Genomic DNA, 18,074 nt, shown 5'->3' with positions numbered 1-18,074 from the left:
CGCCGGCCGCTCGGCAATAAGCGCTGGTAATATCGGTTAAAACATAATCACATCCTGATACAAATACAAATAATTATTATCATTACGCTGATTCTTATTTGCTATAAAGCTGCGCAAACCCGCCTTTCCCGCCGCCGATCGTACTTTCTCCGCCGATGCCAACATTTGCATATAGAAGGATCGCGGGGATCGGGTAAGTTACAGCATTCAACGAGATCGACAGGGCATAGCAGGCGCGACGATAAAGCCGATTCTCCGGCTCCCGTAAGCCTGTCCATCCGTTCTTTTCAACTGGCTGAAGTTTATCAGTCCCGTTTCATGGAGAACTGACATGACTGAATACAAGATGATCATTGATGGAAAGCGGGTGGACGGCGCGGCATCGACATTGCCAGGAAGATCGATACCGGCACGGTCTGGATCAACGAGCATATGGCGATCCATCCGCTGGTCGCCACCGGCGGCGCCAAGCAGTCGGGCATCGGACGGGAGCTGGGCGTGGAGGGCCTTAAGGAGTTCACCCAGGGCAAGGTCATCTGGGCGAGCAAAAACAAGCCGACTTAACCGCTTGGGATTTTGCGCCGGGGATGCCAGGCGCAAAAATCCGCCCTCGCCCCCTTACGCCAGCCAGTCGCGCAGCGCCGTCTCGCACAGGGCGATCAGCGTTTCCGTGGTGTGAACGCGCTCGGCAAACTGCGTGCTTAGCGAAATATGCCGCAGCAGGGAAAGATGGGTGAATCCCTGCACGGCGTCGAGAGTCACGCCGGGGGAATGCGCCAGAAAGGCGTCGCCGAACCCTTGCTCATGGGCCGCCAGCGCCGCGCTGTCCCCATGGCAACGCAGCGCAAACTCCTGCACATGGGCGATATAGTTTCCGGCGTCCAGCGCCGCCGGTCCCAGGCGGCACAGATCGAAATCCACCAGCACCAGCCGCCCCGGCGCATCGTCGGGCACCAGCACCTGATCGAAGTAAAAGTCGCGGTGCAGGCATACGTCGCAATCGTCAATCAACGCTATCGCCCGTTTTTCCGCCGCGTGCAGCAAAAGGTCCAGACGATCGCGCCAGCGGGGGTGGCACGCCGCCACGTCCGCCAGGCGACGCCGCAAGATGGCCAGCTCATCCTCGATGCCCCAGCGGCGGGCCGCGATTTCCCGCCGCAAGGCGCGGTTCTGCTGCAAACGCGCCAGCGCCGCGCCGACGCGCTCTCCCAGCAGACGCAGGTTTTCAGCGTCGGGAAAGAGAAAATCGGCCATCGGTCTGGCCGCCACCCTGCGTTGCAGCCAGAGGTTAAACGCCGGCACCAGAGCCAAAGGCTCGGGCACGGCGACATCCGCGCGGTTATCAAAGCCGTTGCGCCACAGCGTCGACTGGCAGCGGAAGGCGCGTTCGTCCACGCCTTTCTCGCCGTATTTCCCCAACAGCTCCCACGGCGCCGCCTGCGCGGGCGGGCTTATCCGGTAATGCACCAGGGCGCGCTTCCCCGGTTTATGACGCACGATTTCGCTATGGGTCAACCGGCTGCCCGTCGGCGCGCCGGACGCGGCGAGCACCGCGTCGGCGACCCGTTGGCTATCCCGCAGCGCGGCCACGCCGTCGCTCGCCGGCGCGTCGGGCGACGACGCATCCAGCAAGCGCTCCGCCGCGGTCAGCAGGGCGTCGATCTGGGCGGGCCAGCGCGCCGCCCGCTTGCGGAAGGGCTCCGCCGCCAGACAGAGCGCGGCCCAGGCGACGTATCCCCCCAGGTCGCCGAGCGGCAGCGCGCGCCGCGGCAAATAGCCCGCCAGCAAGGCGGCCACCGCGTCGTCCGCCTGCTGGCGGCTCACCGTCCGTTCAATCACCTGTAGCTCCAGCCGCGCCTGAAAGGTGGCGATATCGGCCAGGGGATTGCCGTACGCCGCCCGCTCCCAATCCACGATGCGCAGCGCGCCGTCGCCGCGCAGCCTGATTAGCTGATCGGCGGAAAAATCGCCGTGAATCAGCGTCGGCGGCGTCTTTAGCCGCATCAGACGCCGGGCGATCCGCGTCGCCAGACGGGTAAAGCGCGACACGCTCTGCGGGGCGACGGCCGTCAGCGTGTTCCTTACGCGCCACAGCGCCGCAACGTCGTCGCCGGCGTGGCGGCGCAGCGGCAGCGAAAAATCGCTGTTGTGCACCTCGGCCAGCTTTTCCCCGGCAAGGCGCATCTCCCCGACCGGGCAGTCGCCGCGCTGTTCCGGGCACAGGCTCCCCCCTTCCAGCCAGCGCGTCGCCAGCAGCCGGCGTTGCGCGTCCGCCCCCACTAGCGAGATATGCCCCAGCGCCGCGCCGATGGCGTTGCCCTGCACTATGCGCCCATACTCTTTCGCGCTTGCCCAGCGCAGCACCGCCAGATCTCGCCCGCGGCAGGCGATTCGCGCCACCGCGCGCCTGCCGGGCTTGTAGCGCAGCAACTGCCAGTCAAGCGGCGCCGAGGGGTCGATTTCCGGCAGCCACGCCGCCATCTGCCGGCCGAGTTCGCCGGGATGGTACAGCAGCGATAGCCCCGGCAGGTCGCTATCGTCAGCCGCACTCGCCACCATCACCGCCGCATCCGGCAACAGGTTCGCCGACTGCGGCGCGCGGCGCCGAACGCGGTCGAAACGCTCGGGCGTCAGCGCCTTGGCGTAATAGCGGCGGCGGACGCCGTCGGCGTCGGTAAGCAGCAGCCCGGCGACGCAGCTGGTGGCCGGCTTATAGCGCAGATAGTCGATCGCCAGCGCGCGCGTGCGATCCAGCTGCGGCAGCCGGCGTATGCGCCGCAACAGCGCCTGGGCATCCAGCAGCAGCGACAGACCGGGCAGCGCCGGATCGCCGCTGACTATTTTCGCATCCGCGCCCCGCCACATTTTCGTCTCCCTCCCGCGCCCGCCGTTAGCGTTCATTTTCCCGCCTTTGCAACTGCCACAGCTGGGCGTAGCGCCCGCCGGCGGCAATCAGTTGGTCATGACTCCCCTGCTCGACGATGCGCCCCTGCTCTAAAAACACGATATGGTCGGCGCGCGCGGCGAAAGAGAGATTATGGGTAATCAACAGGCTGGTGCGCCCCCGCATCAGGCGTAGCAGCGCCTCGGTGACGTCGCGTTCGTTTTCGCTGTCCAGGCCGACGTTGGGCTCGTCCAGAATCAGGATCGGCGTGCGGCGGATTGCCGCCCTGGCGATGGAAATCCGCTGCCGCTGCCCGCCGGACAGGGACTGCCCGCCTTCGCTGATAACGGTGTCGTAGCCGTGCGGCAGCGCCGTAATAAACTCATGGGCGTTCGCCAGCCGGGCGGCGGCGATAATCTCCTGCTCGCTAACCGGGCGCTGGGCGGCCAGGGCGATGTTTTCGCGAATGGAGACCCCCAGCAGCAGGCTGTCCTGCGGCACCACGCTGATCTGCCGCCGCAGGCTGCTGATCGTGTAGTCGCCGAGATTGCGTCCGTCGAGTTCGACGGCGCCGGACTGCGGGTCATACAGGCGCAGCAGCAGGCTGCTGATGGTGGACTTTCCCGCCCCGGAAGGGCCGGCGATGGCGACCGAACGCCCGGCCGGCGCGTGCAGGCTGAAGCCGTCCAGAATGCTCAGCATGGCGCCGTCGCGAGTCGCCTGATAGCCAAAGCAGATATTCTCAAAGCGGATATCCCCGGCCGCCGCGTTTAATTCCGCGGCGTGCGGGCCGTCGACGATGTCCGACCGGCGCTCAAGCAGGTCGACCACGCGTTCTCCGGCGGCCAGCGCCTTGGACAGGCGTCCGGTATACTTGGCGTACTCCCGCACCGGACGAAACGAATTTTTCAGATAGGACAGAAAGATAATCAGATCGCCCGGCGACAGTCTGCCGCTGAGCACGCTGCTGGCGCCGCATACCAGCACCAGCGCGGTCGCCAGCGCGATAACCAGATCCACGCTGCGCTCCAGCCCCGCTTCCAGCCGTTTGGATCTGACGTTATGCAGGCTGCTTTGCATATTGTCGTCGCCGAAGCTTTTGATCGCCGCGGACTCCAGGCCCAGCGCCTGCACCGTCGAGATGGCGCCGATAAATTCGGCGGCTTTGGCCGCCAGTTTCCCCTCGCGCCTGCGCTGCTGCCGGCTGACCTCGTGAATATTTCTGGCGGCGCGGCGCGAACGCCACAGCAGAAACGGCATCGGCAGCAGCGCTATCAACGCCAGCCGCCAGTCCAGATACAGCATCACGCCGAACATGCCGGTCAGGATAAGCAGGCTGGCGAGCATCGGCATCAGCGCGGTGACCGTCACCTCGCGCAGCATGCCGATATCGTTGATCAGGCGCATGGTTAAATCCCCCGTCCGCGCCCGATGGTGAAACGACAGCGGCAGATTCAGCAGGTGGGAGAACAGATCCCGGCGCACCTCGCCGAGCACCCGGCTGCCGACCAGCGCCAGCCCCAGGGTGCTGAGATAGCTCATCGCGGCTTTCAGCGCCGCGATGGCGACGACGCCGCCGGCGCAAAACCATAACAGCGCGGTTTTGCTCCAGTTTTCCATTCCCATAAGCCGCGGCGCGGCGGCGGCATCCGTCGTCAGCACCGCGTCAATCACCACCGCCAGCGGCCAGGGCTCCAGCAGGCGCATCGCCGTGGCGAACAGCAAGGCCCCCAGCGAACCCCACAGCAGGCCGCGCTGCGGCGCGAGATAGGGGAGAAAAACGCGGCCGACGTACAATAGCGGGCGGCTATTCATCCGCGTCCCTCCCCGGCCGCGTCGGCCAGCGACAGAATGCGCCCGACGATGGCGTCCCAGCCGTAGCGTTGCGCAACCAGCGCTCGCCCCGCCTGCCCCAGCGTCTGCCGCAGCGCGTCGTCGTCCAGCAGCGCGATCAACGCCTCGCACAGCGCGGCGGGGTCGTCCGGCGGCACCAGCAGCCCGGCCCGCCCCTCCTCCAGCACCTCATGCAGATGGCCGACGCGCGTCGCCACCACCGGCAGCCCGGCGGCCATATATTCATAAATCTTCAACGGCGAAAAATAGAACCCCGCCAGGCGCGGATAGGGCGCCACCGCGATATCCATTTCCGCCAGCAGCGCCGGCACGCGATGCGGCGCGACGGCGCCGGTGAAGCGGGTAAAGGGCAGCAGGTTGTCGCGGGTGACTTTTTCCAGCAGCGGGGCGGATTCGCCGCCGTCGCCCACCACCAGCAGCCGCCCATGCCGACCGCGCCGATGCAGCAGGGCGAAGGCGTCGATCAGCCGATCCACGCCGTGCCAGGGCTTCATCGAACCGAGAAAACCGATGGTGTTTCCGCCGGGGCGAGGCGGCCGCGCCGCCGGAAAACGCGCGAGGTCAACGCCGTTGGAGACCACCACGGCGCGCCCGCCGGATTCGGGAAAGGCATCCAGATACGCCTTTACCCCCGGCGACACCGCGACGATCGTCGCCGCGTCGGCCAGCAGCGAACGAATGACCCGTTCCGCCTGCCGCCGCAGCGGCAGTTCCCGGTATTGCCGCTGCTCCTCGATCAGCGGCGCATTCACTTCCAGCACCCGCCGGATACGGTTTCGCCGCGCAAAGGCCATGCCCGCATGGCTCCACAGAGAATAGCGCTCATACAGCAGATCGAACGGCCCCGAGCGCGCCAGAAGATCCGGCAGAACGCGGTTCGCCGCCAACGCCGCCGTGGCGCGCGCCGCCGCACCGGAGGCCGGCAGCGGCGGCAGCGGCGTCACCTCCAGCGAGCGTAAATCCGGCGGCGGCTCCCCCTCAGGGCGCTGGGCGAACAGCGTCACCCGCGCCCCCCGGCGCAGCAGGCTGCGGATCACCTCCTGAACGTGTATCGACGCCCCTTTGCTGCCGAAGACCGGAATGCCGGGATCGGCACAGATATAGGCGACCCGCATTATTCCCCCCCTCCCGCATGCCGGCCCGGTCCGGCGTCCACCGCCCGGCGAAAAATGTCGCGTAGCACGCCGCTGTTGGCGTCGATGTCGTAATCCCGTTCGATCAACGCCCGCGCCTGCCGCGACAGCCGTCGCTGTCTGTCGGGCGCGGCCAGCAACGCGGCGATGGCGTCCGCCAGGGCGGCGGGATCGCGCGGCGCGACGCACAGGCCGGTTTCGCCGTCGATCACCAGTTCGGGAATGCCCGCCACCCGCGTGGAAATCACCGGCGTCCCCAGCGCCATGGCCTCCAGCAGTACGGTGGGCAGACCGTCCCTGTCGCCGTCGTGGCTGATCACGCACGGGGCCGCCACCATCGCCGCCTGGCGCATCGCCGCGATAATCTCCGCCTGCGGCAGCGCGCCCTCAAGGGTGACGCGCCGCGCCAGACCGGCGGCGTCGATGCGCGTGCGCAGCGGGTCGAGCAGCGGTCCGCCGCCGATCAGCCGGCAGTGGAAATCCTCCCCGCGTTTATCCAGCAGGCTAAGGGCGTCAATCAGCACATCGAAGCCTTTTTTCGCCACCAGCCGGCCCACCGCCAGGATCTGCCTGCCGCGGTTCAGCGGCGGCTCATAGGTGAAGCGGCTCAGGTCCAGCCCGTTGTACAGCCGCACAATATTCCGCGCGTCGTCGCCGTATTTCTCGGTCAAATAGGCCAGGTTATAGTCGGAAACGGTGATGGTTTGCGCCGCGTCGCGCAGTTTCCGATCCAGCCCGACGCTCTTTTCATAGGCGAAATAGATATCTTTGGCGTGGGCGGTAAAGGTGTAGCCGACGTCGCTGAAAGCGGCGGCCAGGCGGGCGATGGTGGTGGCGTGCGTGCCGAAGTGGGCGTGGAGATGGCCTATTCCCCGCGCCTTGACGGCCAGCGCCAGCCTCAGCGCCTGGGCGAACTCATGCACGCTGACGTCTCTGGCCAGGGCGATGCGGGCGCTGAAATCGGCCAGTTTCGCATGCCCTTCCTCCATCAGCTCCCAAAGCGACTCGCTATCGTGCTGCTTGTCCGCCAGCCGGGTAACGGGCGAACGCACCTGGGAAATACAGTCCTGAAAATGGGTTTCCGCCACCGGCCCCAGCGCGAAAATATCCACGCGGATGCCGGCCCTTTCATGGGCCAGAATTTCATTCACCACAAAGGTTTCGGAAAAGCGCGGGTAGCGTTTAAGCACGTACCCCACGTACAGCGGGCTTTGGTTCATTCACCGTTCTCCCGTTGAGGATGGATGCCGCCGTCCGCGTACTTCGCGGCCAGCAGCGCCTGCACTCTGTCGGCGACGCCGTCGAGTCCGTTGAAATTGAGCGCCGCCCGGCGCCGCGCCGGGCGCGGCGGCATCGCCAGCCAGTCGCCGAGCGCCGACGCGGTCAAATCCGCCGGGTGGAGACAGTCCACCAGCCCCAGTTCCGCCAGGCGGGTGGCGCGGATCCACTGTTCCTGGCGCAGCGTGACGCGCGGCACAATCAACGCCCGCTTGCGGTACGACAAAATTTCCGTGGTGGTGTTGTATCCCCCCATGGCGACCACGCACTCCGCGTGGCGCATGAGCGTCAGCGGATCGGCGGCGAACTCCATTATCAGCATGTCTTGCCGCCGGCCCACCCGCTCCCGCAGGCGCGCCTTCTCCTGCGGCGGCATCATGGCGCCGGTAATCAGCACCCCGGTCATGCCGGCGGGCATGCGGGCGTTGGCGAACGCGTCGGCCAGCGGCCCGCCGTCCTGACCGCCGCCCACCACGCACAAGGCGTAGGGCGACGCCAGCCCCGGCAGGATTTCCGCCGGGCCTTTGCCGGAGGAGGCTCGCTGCCTGGCATCCAGATAGCCGACAAAAGAGACTTTTTGGCACAGGCTGCGGTCGAAGCGATAGCATTGCGGCAGGTTGTAAACCACCCGGTCGCCATAGATCCAGATGGAAGAAATATACTCGCGGATAACGTGCATATTATTCAGCTTGTTCCACTGGCGGCGCACGGCGGCGGGCTCGTCGATAATGTCCCGCAGCCCGAGCACAAGGTGCGCCCCCTTCTGCGCCATCATCGGCAGCGAGGCGTCCAGTTCCGACATGGCGCCGCGCGGCACATTGTCAATCACCAGAATATCCGGCTCGAACGCCTCCAGCGCGGAATAAATAATCCTTGAGCGCAGCATCACCAAACGGCGAATATCCTTTCCCAGCGAGCGGGGTAAATAATCGCCCTGCGGGGTTTTTAAATACGTCGGCAGCGTAACCGTATCGATCCCGATGGGTAACGGGAATTTTCCCGCTTCGCGCACGCCGGTTATCAACAATATTTCCGCCGCCGGAAAACGCGTCAGGATAAACTCGGCCAGCAGCATATTGCGGCGAATATGCCCCAACCCCATCGTGTCGTGTGAATAAAAAGCCAGCCTGGGCGTTACCTTGATCAATACTCCTCCTTTTGGACCGTCTGCGGCCGCCGCGCTTATTAAAATACCGACCGTCAATCGCGGCGGAATAAATCCCGGCTATAGACTTTTTCCCGGCACGTCGTTAGCTGGTCGGAAAGTCGATTCGCCACAATAACGTCCGACTGCGATTGAAACGCGCCGAAATCGGAAATGACCGGGGCGTGATGAAATAGCGCTTCCCGCAGCCCCGGTTCATACACAAGCACTTTTATCCCCTGCGCTTGCAGGCGCTTCATTACGCCCACAATGGACGAGTCGCGAAAATTATCGGCGCCGCTCTTCATAATCAGCCGATAAATACCGACGGTGCGGGGAGCGCGGCGCAATATAGCCTCGCTGATAAAATCCTTGCGGGTATGATTGGCCTCGACGATGGCGCGAATAAGGTTATTCGGCACACGGCGACAATTGGCCAACAGTTGTCTGGTGTCTTTGGGTAAACAGTAACCGCCGTAGCCGAAGGAGGGATTGTTGTAATAATCGCCGATGCGCGGGTCGAGGCACACGCCTTTAATGATCTCCGCGCTATCCAGACCGAATAATTCCGCGTAGGTGTCCAGCTCGTTAAAATAGGCGATGCGCATCGCCAGGTAGGTATTGGCGAACAGCTTTATCGACTCCGCCTCGGTCGATCCGGTAAACAGCACCTCGATATCTTTTTTCTTCGCGCCTTCCGCCAGCAGCGCCGCAAAGCGGCGCGCCGCTTCGCCCTTATCGCCGACGATAATGCGCGCCGGGTGGAGATTATCGTACAACGCCCGCCCTTCGCGTAAAAACTCCGGCGAAAAGAACAGGTTATCGATTTCATACTTGGCGCGCAGATGCTGCGTAAAGCCGATGGGAACGGTGGATTTGATGACCAGCGCCGCGTCGGGCGCAAGATGGGGCGATGCCTCGCGAATCGCCCGCTCGACGGACGAGGTATCAAAATAGTGCGTCTGCGGATCGTAATTCGTCGGCGTGGCGATAATAATGAAATCGGCATGGCGGCACGCCGCCGCTATATCTTCGGTAGCGCGCAGGTCGAGTCGGCGATGAGTTAAATAATGGCTTATCTCGGCGTCGGAAACCGGCGATTGCCGCTGATTCAGCAAGTCGACCCTGGCCGCATCAATATCATACGCCACCACCTCATGCCGCTGCGCCAGCAGAACGGCATTAGACAGCCCGACATAACCCAATCCGAAAACGGCAATTTTCATAGCGCGCCACTTACCAAGTTTTGCAAAAGTGATATGAATAAATTGATGCTGCTACATAATGGCGTTGATTCATCACCGGAACCAAACCCATAGCTAGCCTTCTAATAATAAGCAGCAACAATCGTTGACGGTTAATTAAATTACAAAACCTCTTATCTTAATGCATTCGAGTATTCAATATCCGCATCATCATTACTCTACGGGTATTCGCAGTAGGTAAACTACTTGGCATAACAATGGGTGTCGAGTTCTGATTTTATAAATCATTTACAGATCACAAAATTTCTAACCCGAACGGAGAAATAAGTAAAGCTTTTACATAAAACATCAGGTTGTATTATTCTATCTATCGGCCATTCGCTATACTTATCCCTGTTTCATCCGGCTGGTTTTTCGTTATTATCTGACCACATGGAGTGTAAGGAATAATGCGTTTTTTCTTTTATATTTCCGGTTACTGCCTGTTTTTTATATCTTCTTTTTCTTTTTCAGAAGATATATCCAAAAAACAAATTAAGAATTTACCTATAGACAAAAACGGAAGAAATATAGTTATTTCCGACCCCACTAAAAACGATATATATAAATCGAAAAATAAGAAAACGAATAGCGATATCGCCCCGGAGAATAGACCCTTTATCACCGCGGACTTCACGCTAAAGCTCACCGGCGAACGGTTTCATAACGCCAAATTAAGGCGCGGCGATAAAAAAGAGACGGAGAGCGAATGGGGGCCGATGCTGCGCGCCCAAATACGCACCGATGACGATTATCCGCTATTCGCTTTCGCCGAACTGGAATGGGAAAAAACCGTCAGCCGCGAAACCGGAGAGGATACCGAACGAAAAACCACCCTGGATCTTAACCAGGCCTATCTCGGCATTAACGACCTATTGCCCGACGGCCGCATCAGGCTGGGACGCTGGCTGTTTCGCGACGAGCGCGAATGGCTGTTCGATGAAAATCTGGACGGCGCGCACGCGCGGTGGCGGCATGACCGCTGGCGGATAGAGGCGCTCGGCGGCCGCGTCAACCACTGGCAGCGCGACCTGCTGGACAGTTCGACGAAGAACGATAGCCCCGTCAACACCGGCGCCGTGCTGGTGCGCAGGAAAATGGCGGACGAGTGGCTGGTGGGGCTTTACGGCGTATGGCAGCGCGATACCGCCGCGCAGCACGACCGCCAGCTCAATCTCGGCGTGCGCTCGCACAGCAACGCCGAAGAGGGCTGGCGCCACTGGCTGGAGCTTGGCATGGTGCGGGGACGCCAGTCGGGCGCGGATCTGCGCGGCTACGCCGTCGACGTGGGCGCAACCTATCGGCTGAGCCAGGACGGGTCGGCGCCGCGCATCACCCTGGGCTACGCCTGGGGCAGCGGCGACGACGGCGATGACGACGGCCGGCGCCGGAAACATTACCGCCAGACCGGGTTGCAGTCCAACGAGGCGACGTTCGGCGGCGAGGCGAAATTCAAAATCTATGGCGAAACCTTCGATCCCCAGCTCACCAATATGCATATTCTCACCGCCGGGGTCGGCTTCAATATCACGCCGCGGGCAACGGTGGATCTGGTCTATCACCATTACCGGCAAGACAAGCTGGCGCCGTTGGCGGATAACGCGGCGGAACTATCCCCCAGAGACGACCAGAGAAGCACCAGAACGCTGGGTTCCGAACTGGATCTGGTGGTGGGCTGGGAGCCGCGGGACAATATCAAGGTGGAATCCGCCGTCGGCTGGTTCCGCCCGTCGGAGCGCTTTCGTACGCCGTCCGGCCCGCGCAGCGCCGACGCCTATTCCGCCTGGATTGAAGTAGAGGTGGGATTTTAACCGTATAAAAAATATGCCGCCCGTATCGCTACGGACGGCATAGTCGGCGTTTTCACCGTAAGACGGGCTAGCGAGCGGCCAGTTGCGCCACCCGGTCCGCCAGGAAATCGATCTCCTGCGGCGTGTTGTAGAAAGCCAGCGAGGGCCTTACCGTGCCTTCATAGCCGAAATGGCGCAGAATAGGCTGCGCGCAGTGATGCCCGGCGCGCACCGCGATCCCCACCTGGCTGAGATGGCGGCCTACGTCCTCGATATTATGCCCTTCCAGCACGAACGACAGCACGCTGGTCTTTTGCGCCGCCGTGCCGATCAAACGCAACCCCGGAATACGGGACAGTTTCCGAATGCCGTATTCCAGCAGCGCATGCTCGTACTGGGCGATGTTTTCAATACCCAGCGACGACACGTAATCGAGCGCGGCTCCCAGTCCGACGGCATCGGCGATATTCCCGGTCCCGGCCTCGAACTTGTTCGGCGCCGGCTGATACTGGGTCAGTTCGAAGGTCACATCGGCGATCATATTGCCGCCGCCCTGATAAGGCCGCGCCTCCTCAAGCACCTCCCGCTTGCCGTATACCGCGCCGATGCCGGTGGGACCAAAGACTTTATGTCCGGAAAAGACAAAGAAGTCCGCATCCAGCGCCGTTACGTTAACCGGGATATGCGAGATGGACTGCGCGCCGTCGATGGCGATGCGCACCCCGAAGCGATGGGCGATCGCCACCAGCTCCTGGATGGGCGTCACCGTGCCCAGGGCGTTCGATACGTGGGTCGCCGATACGAAGCGGGTCTTGTCGTTGAACAGCCGGGTGTACTCCTCAAGGCGTATTTGCCCCTGCTCATCCACCGGCGCCACGCGGATCACCGCGCCGGTTTCCTGGGCGATCAGCTGCCACGGCACAATATTGGCGTGATGCTCCAGCAGGGTGAGAATAATTTCATCCCCCGGCCGCAGCAGCGGCTTCACATAGCTATGGGCAATCAGGTTCAGCCCTTCGGTGGCGCCGCGCACGAAAATGATATTGTCCGGCCCCGGCGCGCCGATGAAACGCGCCACCTTGTCGCGCGCGGCCTCGTAGGCATCGGTGGAACGCGCCGCCAGCGTATGCGCCGCCCGGTGGATATTGGAATTTTCATGCAGATAGAAGTGGCTGATGCGGTCGATCACCTGCTGCGGACGCTGGGTGGTGGCCGCATTGTCCAGCCAGACAAGCGGATGGCCGTCCACCTGCTCCGACAGAATGGGGAAATCGGCGCGGATGCGCTCAACCGGGATCTGGCCGACCCGCGCCGCGGGAGCGAGAACGGACTCCTGCGACGGCGACGGGTGATTCACCGCGCCGTACGGCGCCGCGGGGGCGCCGTTTTGTCCGAGCGGCACCACGCGCGGCGCATAGCCGGGCTCGGGGGCGCCCTGCGCGCCGGGTTGCCCGCCGACCGCCGACCGCTCGGCCAGCAGCGCGTAGAGATCGTGCTCATCCGGCAGGCCGTAATCGTTCGCCGAATAGAGCCGATCCGGCGCATTGCCCCAGGGGTCCGGCTCGCCGCCGTATAGCGCGCGTTTATTCGTAGTCATAGTACTCACCTACTTCAACGTCTTCCAATACCGCAATGGCGTCGTCAGCCAGGATAGCAGCAGAGCAATAGACCGAAAGTAGATAAGACGCCACGCCGTTGTCGTCAATGCCTCTGAAGCGCACCGACAATCCGCGGGACTGTTCATTGGGCAGCCCCGACTGATACAGGCCCAGCACCCCACGTTTGGCTTCGCCGGAACGGATCAGCAGAATATTGGTTTTACCGCTTTGCCCTTTCGGATTCTTTAAGCCGTCCACGAACAGTTTATCGGAAGGGATCAAGGGGATGCCGCGCCACAGAATAAAGGTTCCGCCGTGGATCGTCGCGGTGACGGGCGGTACGCCGCGGCGCGTCGCTTCGCGTTCGAACGCGGCGATGGCGCGCGGGTGCGCCAGGAAGAACGACGGCTCTTTCCACACTTTGGAAATCAGCTCGTCCAGGTCGTCCGGCGTCGGCCGGCCTCTGCGCGTCTGGATGCGCTGCGAGTCGGCGACGTTTTTCAGCAGGCCGTAATCATCGTTATTGATTAACTGGCTCTCCTGACGCTCGCGCAGGCTTTCGATGGCCAGATTGATCTGTTCCGCCGCCTGATCGAACGGCGAACTGTAGATATCGGCGATTTTGGTATCGACGTTGACGATCGTGGCGATCGAATCCAGCTGATACTCGCGCGGTTTGGTTTGATACTCGATATAGCCTTTGGGTATTTCAATGCGGGTGGGATCCTGGCTGCACAGGATATCCAGCGGCGTATCCCCTTCCACCACCTTGTTGACGCGGTATATCCCGGCTTCCAGCCCTTTGTACTCAAGAAAGCGAGACACCCAGCGGGGGGTAATGGCGCCAAACTGCGGTGCCGTTTTGGTCACATTCGCCAACTGATAAGCGGCTTCGCGCCCCAGTGCGTTCAATTGCGTTTTCTTCTCAGCCATGATGCTTCCTTCTTTTCCATTAATAGGTGTATAAGACGTTGGTCAAGGATACTGCGGTGCAATCCCTCAATATTGCGGTAAGCGGGCATCCACATCCCGCGCCCAGGCATTGATGCCATCTTTTAAATTCAATAACCTCCCTTTATATCCGGCATGTTGTAACGCGCGAATGGCAAAGATGCTGCGCTGCCCGATTTTGCACAGAAACACCGCATCGACGGCAGGATCAAACTCGTCGATCCTTCTGATTATCTGACCCAGCGGTATCACCTTGGCATCAGGGAATTTCACAATGGCGCGTTCATGAGGTTCGCGGATATCGATGAGTTGCAGCGGCTTGTCGTCGTCCAGCCAGGCCTTTAACTCCAGCGCGGTCACGCTTTCGATAGGCTCTTCTTCCGTCGACGGTTTCAGACCGCAGAATTCATCATAATCAATTAGCTCTCGGATGCTTGGATGCGCGCCGCAGATCGGGCAATCGGCATCTTTTTCCAGCTGAAGCTCGCGCTGTTTCATCTGCCACACATCGAACAGCAGCAGGCGGCCGATCAGGCTGTCGCTGCCGCCCACCACAAGTTTGATGACTTCCGCGGCCTGAATGGTGCCGATAATGCCGGGCAGAACGCCGACCACGCCGCCTTCGGCGCAGGAAGGCACCAGTCCCGGCGGCGGAGGCGCCGGATAGAGGCAGCGATAGCACGGGCCTTCTTTGGCGTAAAACACGCTGGCCTGCCCTTCGAACTGGAAGATGGAGCCGTAGACGTTGGGTTTGCCCAGCAGGACGCAGGCGTCATTAATCAGGTAACGGGTGGGATAGTTGTCGGTACCGTCCACCACGATGTCGTATTCCCGGATGATATCCAGCGCGTTGCCGCTGTTTAGCTGCGTGTTATAGGTCACCACCTCCACGCCGGGATTAATGGCCTTGATGCGATCCTTGGCCGAGGCCACCTTCGGGCGGTCGATATCCCTGGTGCCGTGAATGATCTGGCGCTGCAGGTTGGATACTTCGACAAAATCAAAATCCACTATTCCTATGGTGCCGATCCCCGCCGCCGCCAGATAGAGCGCCACCGGCGCGCCCAGCCCGCCCGTGCCCACCAGCAGCACGCGCGCGCTTCTTATGCGCTGCTGCCCCTCGACGCCGACCTCCGGCAACAGCAAATGGCGGCTGTAACGCGCGATATCGGCGTTGGACAACTCCGCCAGACGATCGTCGGGAATGATACTCGCAATACTCATGCCGCCTCTCCCGCTCCTCCGGCTATCGCCGGCACCAGAATGACTTCACTGCCGTCGCCCACCGGCGTATCCAGCCCTCCGGTGGTTTTGATATTCTTTTCATTGACGTAAAGGTTGATAAACGAACGCAGCGCGCCGTCATCCTCATACAGGTGCTGGCGAATATCGGGGTATTTATCCGCCAGCGCGCCGATCAGCTGCCCCACGGTATCGCCCTCCAGGCTGATTTTCGACTGACCGTCGGTAAAGGCGCGCAGCGCCGTTGGAATCAATAAAGTTGCCGCCATGGTTAATCCTCGCTAAATAGGGTGTTCAGTTATTGTCGACGTCTTCCTGAATAAAACGTTCACGGTCGGGCGTCAGCCGCCAGCTGGTAAAGTCGCCGGATACCCGTTTTTCCACCGCCACAATGATGTAGGCGTAGAAAGGCAGAGCGTGCACCCGGTCGAATTCAGAGGGAACGGCCGGGTGATCCGGGTGGGAATGGTAGAAACCGATCACCTCGATCCCCTGCTTGCGGGCAACCAGCTCCGCGCGCAAAAAGTCGTCCGCGGTAATCACGAAACGATGATACTGTTCCTCCTCTTCCCGCCCGTTCTCGATGGGCAGGATCTGATCGACTATCGCCTCCCCCTGTTCGTTGCTGGCGCCCAGCAACACGCCGCAACACTCGTTGGGATAGGCTTTTTCGCCTTCCAGCCGGATTAACCGCTCCGTCTCTTTCGATAGCCGTATCATAGATTTTCATTCCAAAAAGGGTCCGCCGTATAGCGTGAACCGGTATCACAAAGTATGGTAACCACCACGGCGTCCGCCGCCAGGGTGCGTTTAAGTTTTACCGCCGCCGCCACATTCGCCCCCGACGACACGCCGACGAAGATGCCTTCCCGCTTCGCCAGGCGCCGCGTCATCGCATAGGCCTCTTCCGTCGTCACGGTTATCACCCCGTCATGCAGCGTTTCATCCAGAATGCCCGGCTTGATGCTGCTGGCCATGTGCTTGGTCCCTTCGATACCATGCAAAGGGGATGCCGGTTGTACCATCAGCGTCTTGATCGACGGATTTTCCTGCTTCAGACGCCGGGCGCTGCCGACAAAGGTGCCGGAGGTCCCCACGCTGGCGAGGAAATGTGTCACACGATGGTGCGTTTGCCGCCAGATTTCCAGCCCGGTGGTGGTGAAATGCGTCTGGACGTTAACGTCGTTGTTGTATTGATCGGGGTAAAAATAGCGTTCGGGGTCCGCCGCCACGCGCTCCTTGACCGCCAGATAGGCGCCGTCGGAACCCTCCAGGGGATCGGTTTCCACGATGGCGGCGCCGTAATGGCTGATAATTCGTTTGCGCTCGATGCTGGTATTCCGCGGCATAAAGAGGACGACCTGATAACCCAGCACCGCGCCGATCATCGCGTAGGCAATGCCGGTATTACCGCTGGTGGCGTCAATGATGGTTTTTCCGGGGGTCAGCTTTCCGCTGGCGATGCCGTCAAGGATCATGGCTTTTGCCGCGCGATCTTTAACGGAACCGCTGGGGTTCATAAATTCCGCTTTGCCGAATATGGGAACGTCAGATATATCTTCGGATAAATTCTTTAATGCTATCAATGGGGTATTACCGACCAGATCCAGAATACTCATATATCTTCCATACAAATGGTTATATTTTTATTACTATTATGTCAGCAGGCGATTTTCTTTATTGACCCAACTCGCAATTTGCGCCGGAAAATATAAACGACCAACAATTTAATCCGCGGCGGATTAAATGCCGTCGCCATCCTTATATTGCGTTTGCAATGCGCTGGCCTGGCGAATATTACTTTCCGGCGGCACGTCGCGCGTTAACCAGACGTTGCCGCCGATGGTCGAACGGGCGCCGATACGGATCCGCCCCAGCAGCGTCGCGCCGGCATAAATGACCACGTCATCTTCAATAATCGGGTGGCGGGGATAATTCTTTTGCAGATTGCCGGAACTGTCGGTGATAAAACGTTTGGCGCCCAGCGTCACCGCCTGGTAAATACGCACCCGCTTGCCGATAATCGCGGTTTCGCCTATTACCACGCCGGTGCCGTGATCGATAAAAAACCCTTCGTCTATCTGCGCGCCGGGGTGGATATCGATACCGGTCTGGCTATGGGCCTTTTCACTGATGATCCTCGCCAGCAGCGGCAGATCCAGCAGATATAGCTGGTGGGCGATGCGATGATGGATAACGGCGTAGATCCCCGGATAGCAGATCAACACCTCGTCGACGCTGTGCGCGGCGGGATCGCCCTGATAGGCGGCGAGAATATCGTTATCCAGCTGTTTGCGGATCTCGGGCAGCCTGGCGGCGAAGGCTTTCACGCGCCTGACGGCTTCCCCGAACCCGGCGGCGTCTTCATCACGCGGCGGCGTATCGCCACGCTGTTCCTGCCGACCGGCCTGTTCTTGTGAAGCGGGCTGTTCTTGTAAACTGGAATAGTAGCGCAATTCCAGGCTGGCCTCTTCCGCCAGGCGGTCCAGGGCGGTGCCTAGCAAATACCCCACGTAATAGTCTTCATTTTCCTTGCGCAGCTCGCTGATGCCCAGACGCATCGGATATAACCCTTTTATCAGGGTATCCGCAATCTCGGACACTTTCTCTTTCGACGGTATCAGGCGCTTATCCAGATAATCGCTCGGGTAATATTTTCTCCGCCATTGCTGACGAACCGCGCTCAGTTCCTTCACCACGTCGTCCAGATGCCAATTTACATGGCTTTGCTGGATAAACAACAACTCGCCCACATCCTGCTCCGCCATGATTTTTCCTCGTATTTTGACGTCTCGTGAAGAATGAATCACTTGGCTATAGATTTATTATCGCCAACCAATCAAAGCAAATGCTTTTATCGGATTAGAATAGTAAGGAAATGGATATGTCCCCATTTCCCCGGCCGGCGGTTCCCTGCCGCCGAACCCGCCGAGCGGCCGGTTTTCGCCGCCGCGGC

General features: G+C 61.0%; 15 protein-coding genes. 2 read left to right on the top strand and 13 right to left on the bottom strand.

The window, feature by feature from the left end; genetic code table 11:
* Positions 1–381 precede the first annotated feature (381 nt).
* On the top strand, positions 382–564 hold the full coding sequence (locus DDT56_RS13490) for an aldehyde dehydrogenase family protein (protein ID WP_136166958.1): 183 nt from the start codon (positions 382–384) through the stop codon (positions 562–564).
* 54 nt (positions 565–618) lie between these two features.
* Here DDT56_RS13490 and DDT56_RS13485 read toward each other — a convergent pair whose 3' ends face one another.
* From DDT56_RS13485 to DDT56_RS13460, 6 genes are read right to left on the bottom strand one after another with little or no spacing between them, the layout of a single operon-like run.
* Positions 619–2,901 carry a phosphotransferase gene (locus DDT56_RS13485; RefSeq protein WP_136166957.1) on the bottom strand — a complete coding sequence of 761 codons (2,283 nt, stop codon included), beginning with the start codon at positions 2,899–2,901 and terminating at the stop codon, positions 619–621.
* Positions 2,891–4,699, bottom strand: a complete 1,809-nt coding sequence (locus DDT56_RS13480) for an ABC transporter ATP-binding protein (RefSeq protein WP_136166956.1) — start codon at positions 4,697–4,699, stop codon at positions 2,891–2,893. Before DDT56_RS13480 ends, DDT56_RS13485 begins: the two co-directional genes overlap by 11 nt.
* A complete protein-coding gene (locus DDT56_RS13475) occupies positions 4,696–5,853 on the bottom strand; it encodes a glycosyltransferase family 4 protein (protein ID WP_136166955.1) in 1,158 nt (385 codons plus the stop codon). Before DDT56_RS13475 ends, DDT56_RS13480 begins: the two co-directional genes overlap by 4 nt.
* Positions 5,853–7,091: a glycosyltransferase gene (locus tag DDT56_RS13470; protein WP_136166954.1), complete on the bottom strand. Its 1,239-nt coding sequence runs from the start codon at positions 7,089–7,091 to the stop codon at positions 5,853–5,855. The genes DDT56_RS13475 and DDT56_RS13470 overlap by 1 nt, the downstream gene beginning before the upstream one ends.
* Positions 7,088–8,296: a glycosyltransferase family protein gene (locus DDT56_RS13465; RefSeq protein ID WP_136166953.1), complete on the bottom strand. Its 1,209-nt coding sequence runs from the start codon at positions 8,294–8,296 to the stop codon at positions 7,088–7,090. The genes DDT56_RS13470 and DDT56_RS13465 overlap by 4 nt, the downstream gene beginning before the upstream one ends.
* A 53-nt stretch (positions 8,297–8,349) precedes the next feature.
* Positions 8,350–9,519 (bottom strand): nucleotide sugar dehydrogenase, encoded by a 1,170-nt coding sequence (locus tag DDT56_RS13460; RefSeq protein ID WP_136166952.1) that lies wholly within the window; start codon positions 9,517–9,519, stop codon positions 8,350–8,352.
* A gap of 428 nt (positions 9,520–9,947) precedes the next feature.
* Between DDT56_RS13460 and DDT56_RS13455 the strand changes: the two genes are divergently transcribed.
* A complete protein-coding gene (locus DDT56_RS13455; RefSeq protein WP_136166951.1) occupies positions 9,948–11,348 on the top strand; it encodes an alginate export family protein in 1,401 nt (466 codons plus the stop codon).
* 67 nt (positions 11,349–11,415) lie between these two features.
* Here DDT56_RS13455 and DDT56_RS13450 read toward each other — a convergent pair whose 3' ends face one another.
* The 7 genes from DDT56_RS13450 to epsC all read right to left on the bottom strand — a co-directional run bounded on the left by DDT56_RS13450 (position 11,416) and on the right by epsC (position 17,886).
* A complete protein-coding gene (locus DDT56_RS13450; protein WP_136166950.1) occupies positions 11,416–12,924 on the bottom strand; it encodes a cysteine desulfurase in 1,509 nt (502 codons plus the stop codon).
* Positions 12,911–13,858, bottom strand: a complete 948-nt coding sequence (locus DDT56_RS13445; RefSeq protein WP_136166949.1) for a family 2A encapsulin nanocompartment shell protein — start codon at positions 13,856–13,858, stop codon at positions 12,911–12,913. The genes DDT56_RS13450 and DDT56_RS13445 overlap by 14 nt, the downstream gene beginning before the upstream one ends.
* Positions 13,859–13,924: 66 nt before the next feature.
* The gene (gene moeB, locus DDT56_RS13440; protein ID WP_136166948.1) at positions 13,925–15,100 is read right to left on the bottom strand and encodes a molybdopterin-synthase adenylyltransferase MoeB; all 1,176 of its coding nucleotides are present in this window, start codon (positions 15,098–15,100) and stop codon (positions 13,925–13,927) included.
* Positions 15,097–15,387: a ubiquitin-like small modifier protein 1 gene (locus tag DDT56_RS13435; RefSeq protein WP_136166947.1), complete on the bottom strand. Its 291-nt coding sequence runs from the start codon at positions 15,385–15,387 to the stop codon at positions 15,097–15,099. Before DDT56_RS13435 ends, moeB begins: the two co-directional genes overlap by 4 nt.
* 25 nt (positions 15,388–15,412) lie before the next feature.
* On the bottom strand, positions 15,413–15,838 hold the full coding sequence (locus DDT56_RS13430) for a M67 family metallopeptidase (protein ID WP_136166946.1): 426 nt from the start codon (positions 15,836–15,838) through the stop codon (positions 15,413–15,415).
* Positions 15,835–16,737: a PLP-dependent cysteine synthase family protein gene (locus DDT56_RS13425; RefSeq protein ID WP_136166945.1), complete on the bottom strand. Its 903-nt coding sequence runs from the start codon at positions 16,735–16,737 to the stop codon at positions 15,835–15,837. The genes DDT56_RS13430 and DDT56_RS13425 overlap by 4 nt, the downstream gene beginning before the upstream one ends.
* Before the next feature lie 123 nt (positions 16,738–16,860).
* A complete protein-coding gene (epsC, locus tag DDT56_RS13420; RefSeq protein WP_136166944.1) occupies positions 16,861–17,886 on the bottom strand; it encodes a serine O-acetyltransferase EpsC in 1,026 nt (341 codons plus the stop codon).
* Positions 17,887–18,074: the final 188 nt, after the last annotated feature.

Origin of the sequence: Brenneria corticis (assembly GCF_003115855.1) — a bacterium.
In the GTDB taxonomy this organism is placed as follows: domain Bacteria; phylum Pseudomonadota; class Gammaproteobacteria; order Enterobacterales; family Enterobacteriaceae; genus Brenneria; species Brenneria corticis.
Note: the sequence above shows the minus strand (reverse complement) of the source record. Positions and strands in the feature narration are given on the sequence as shown.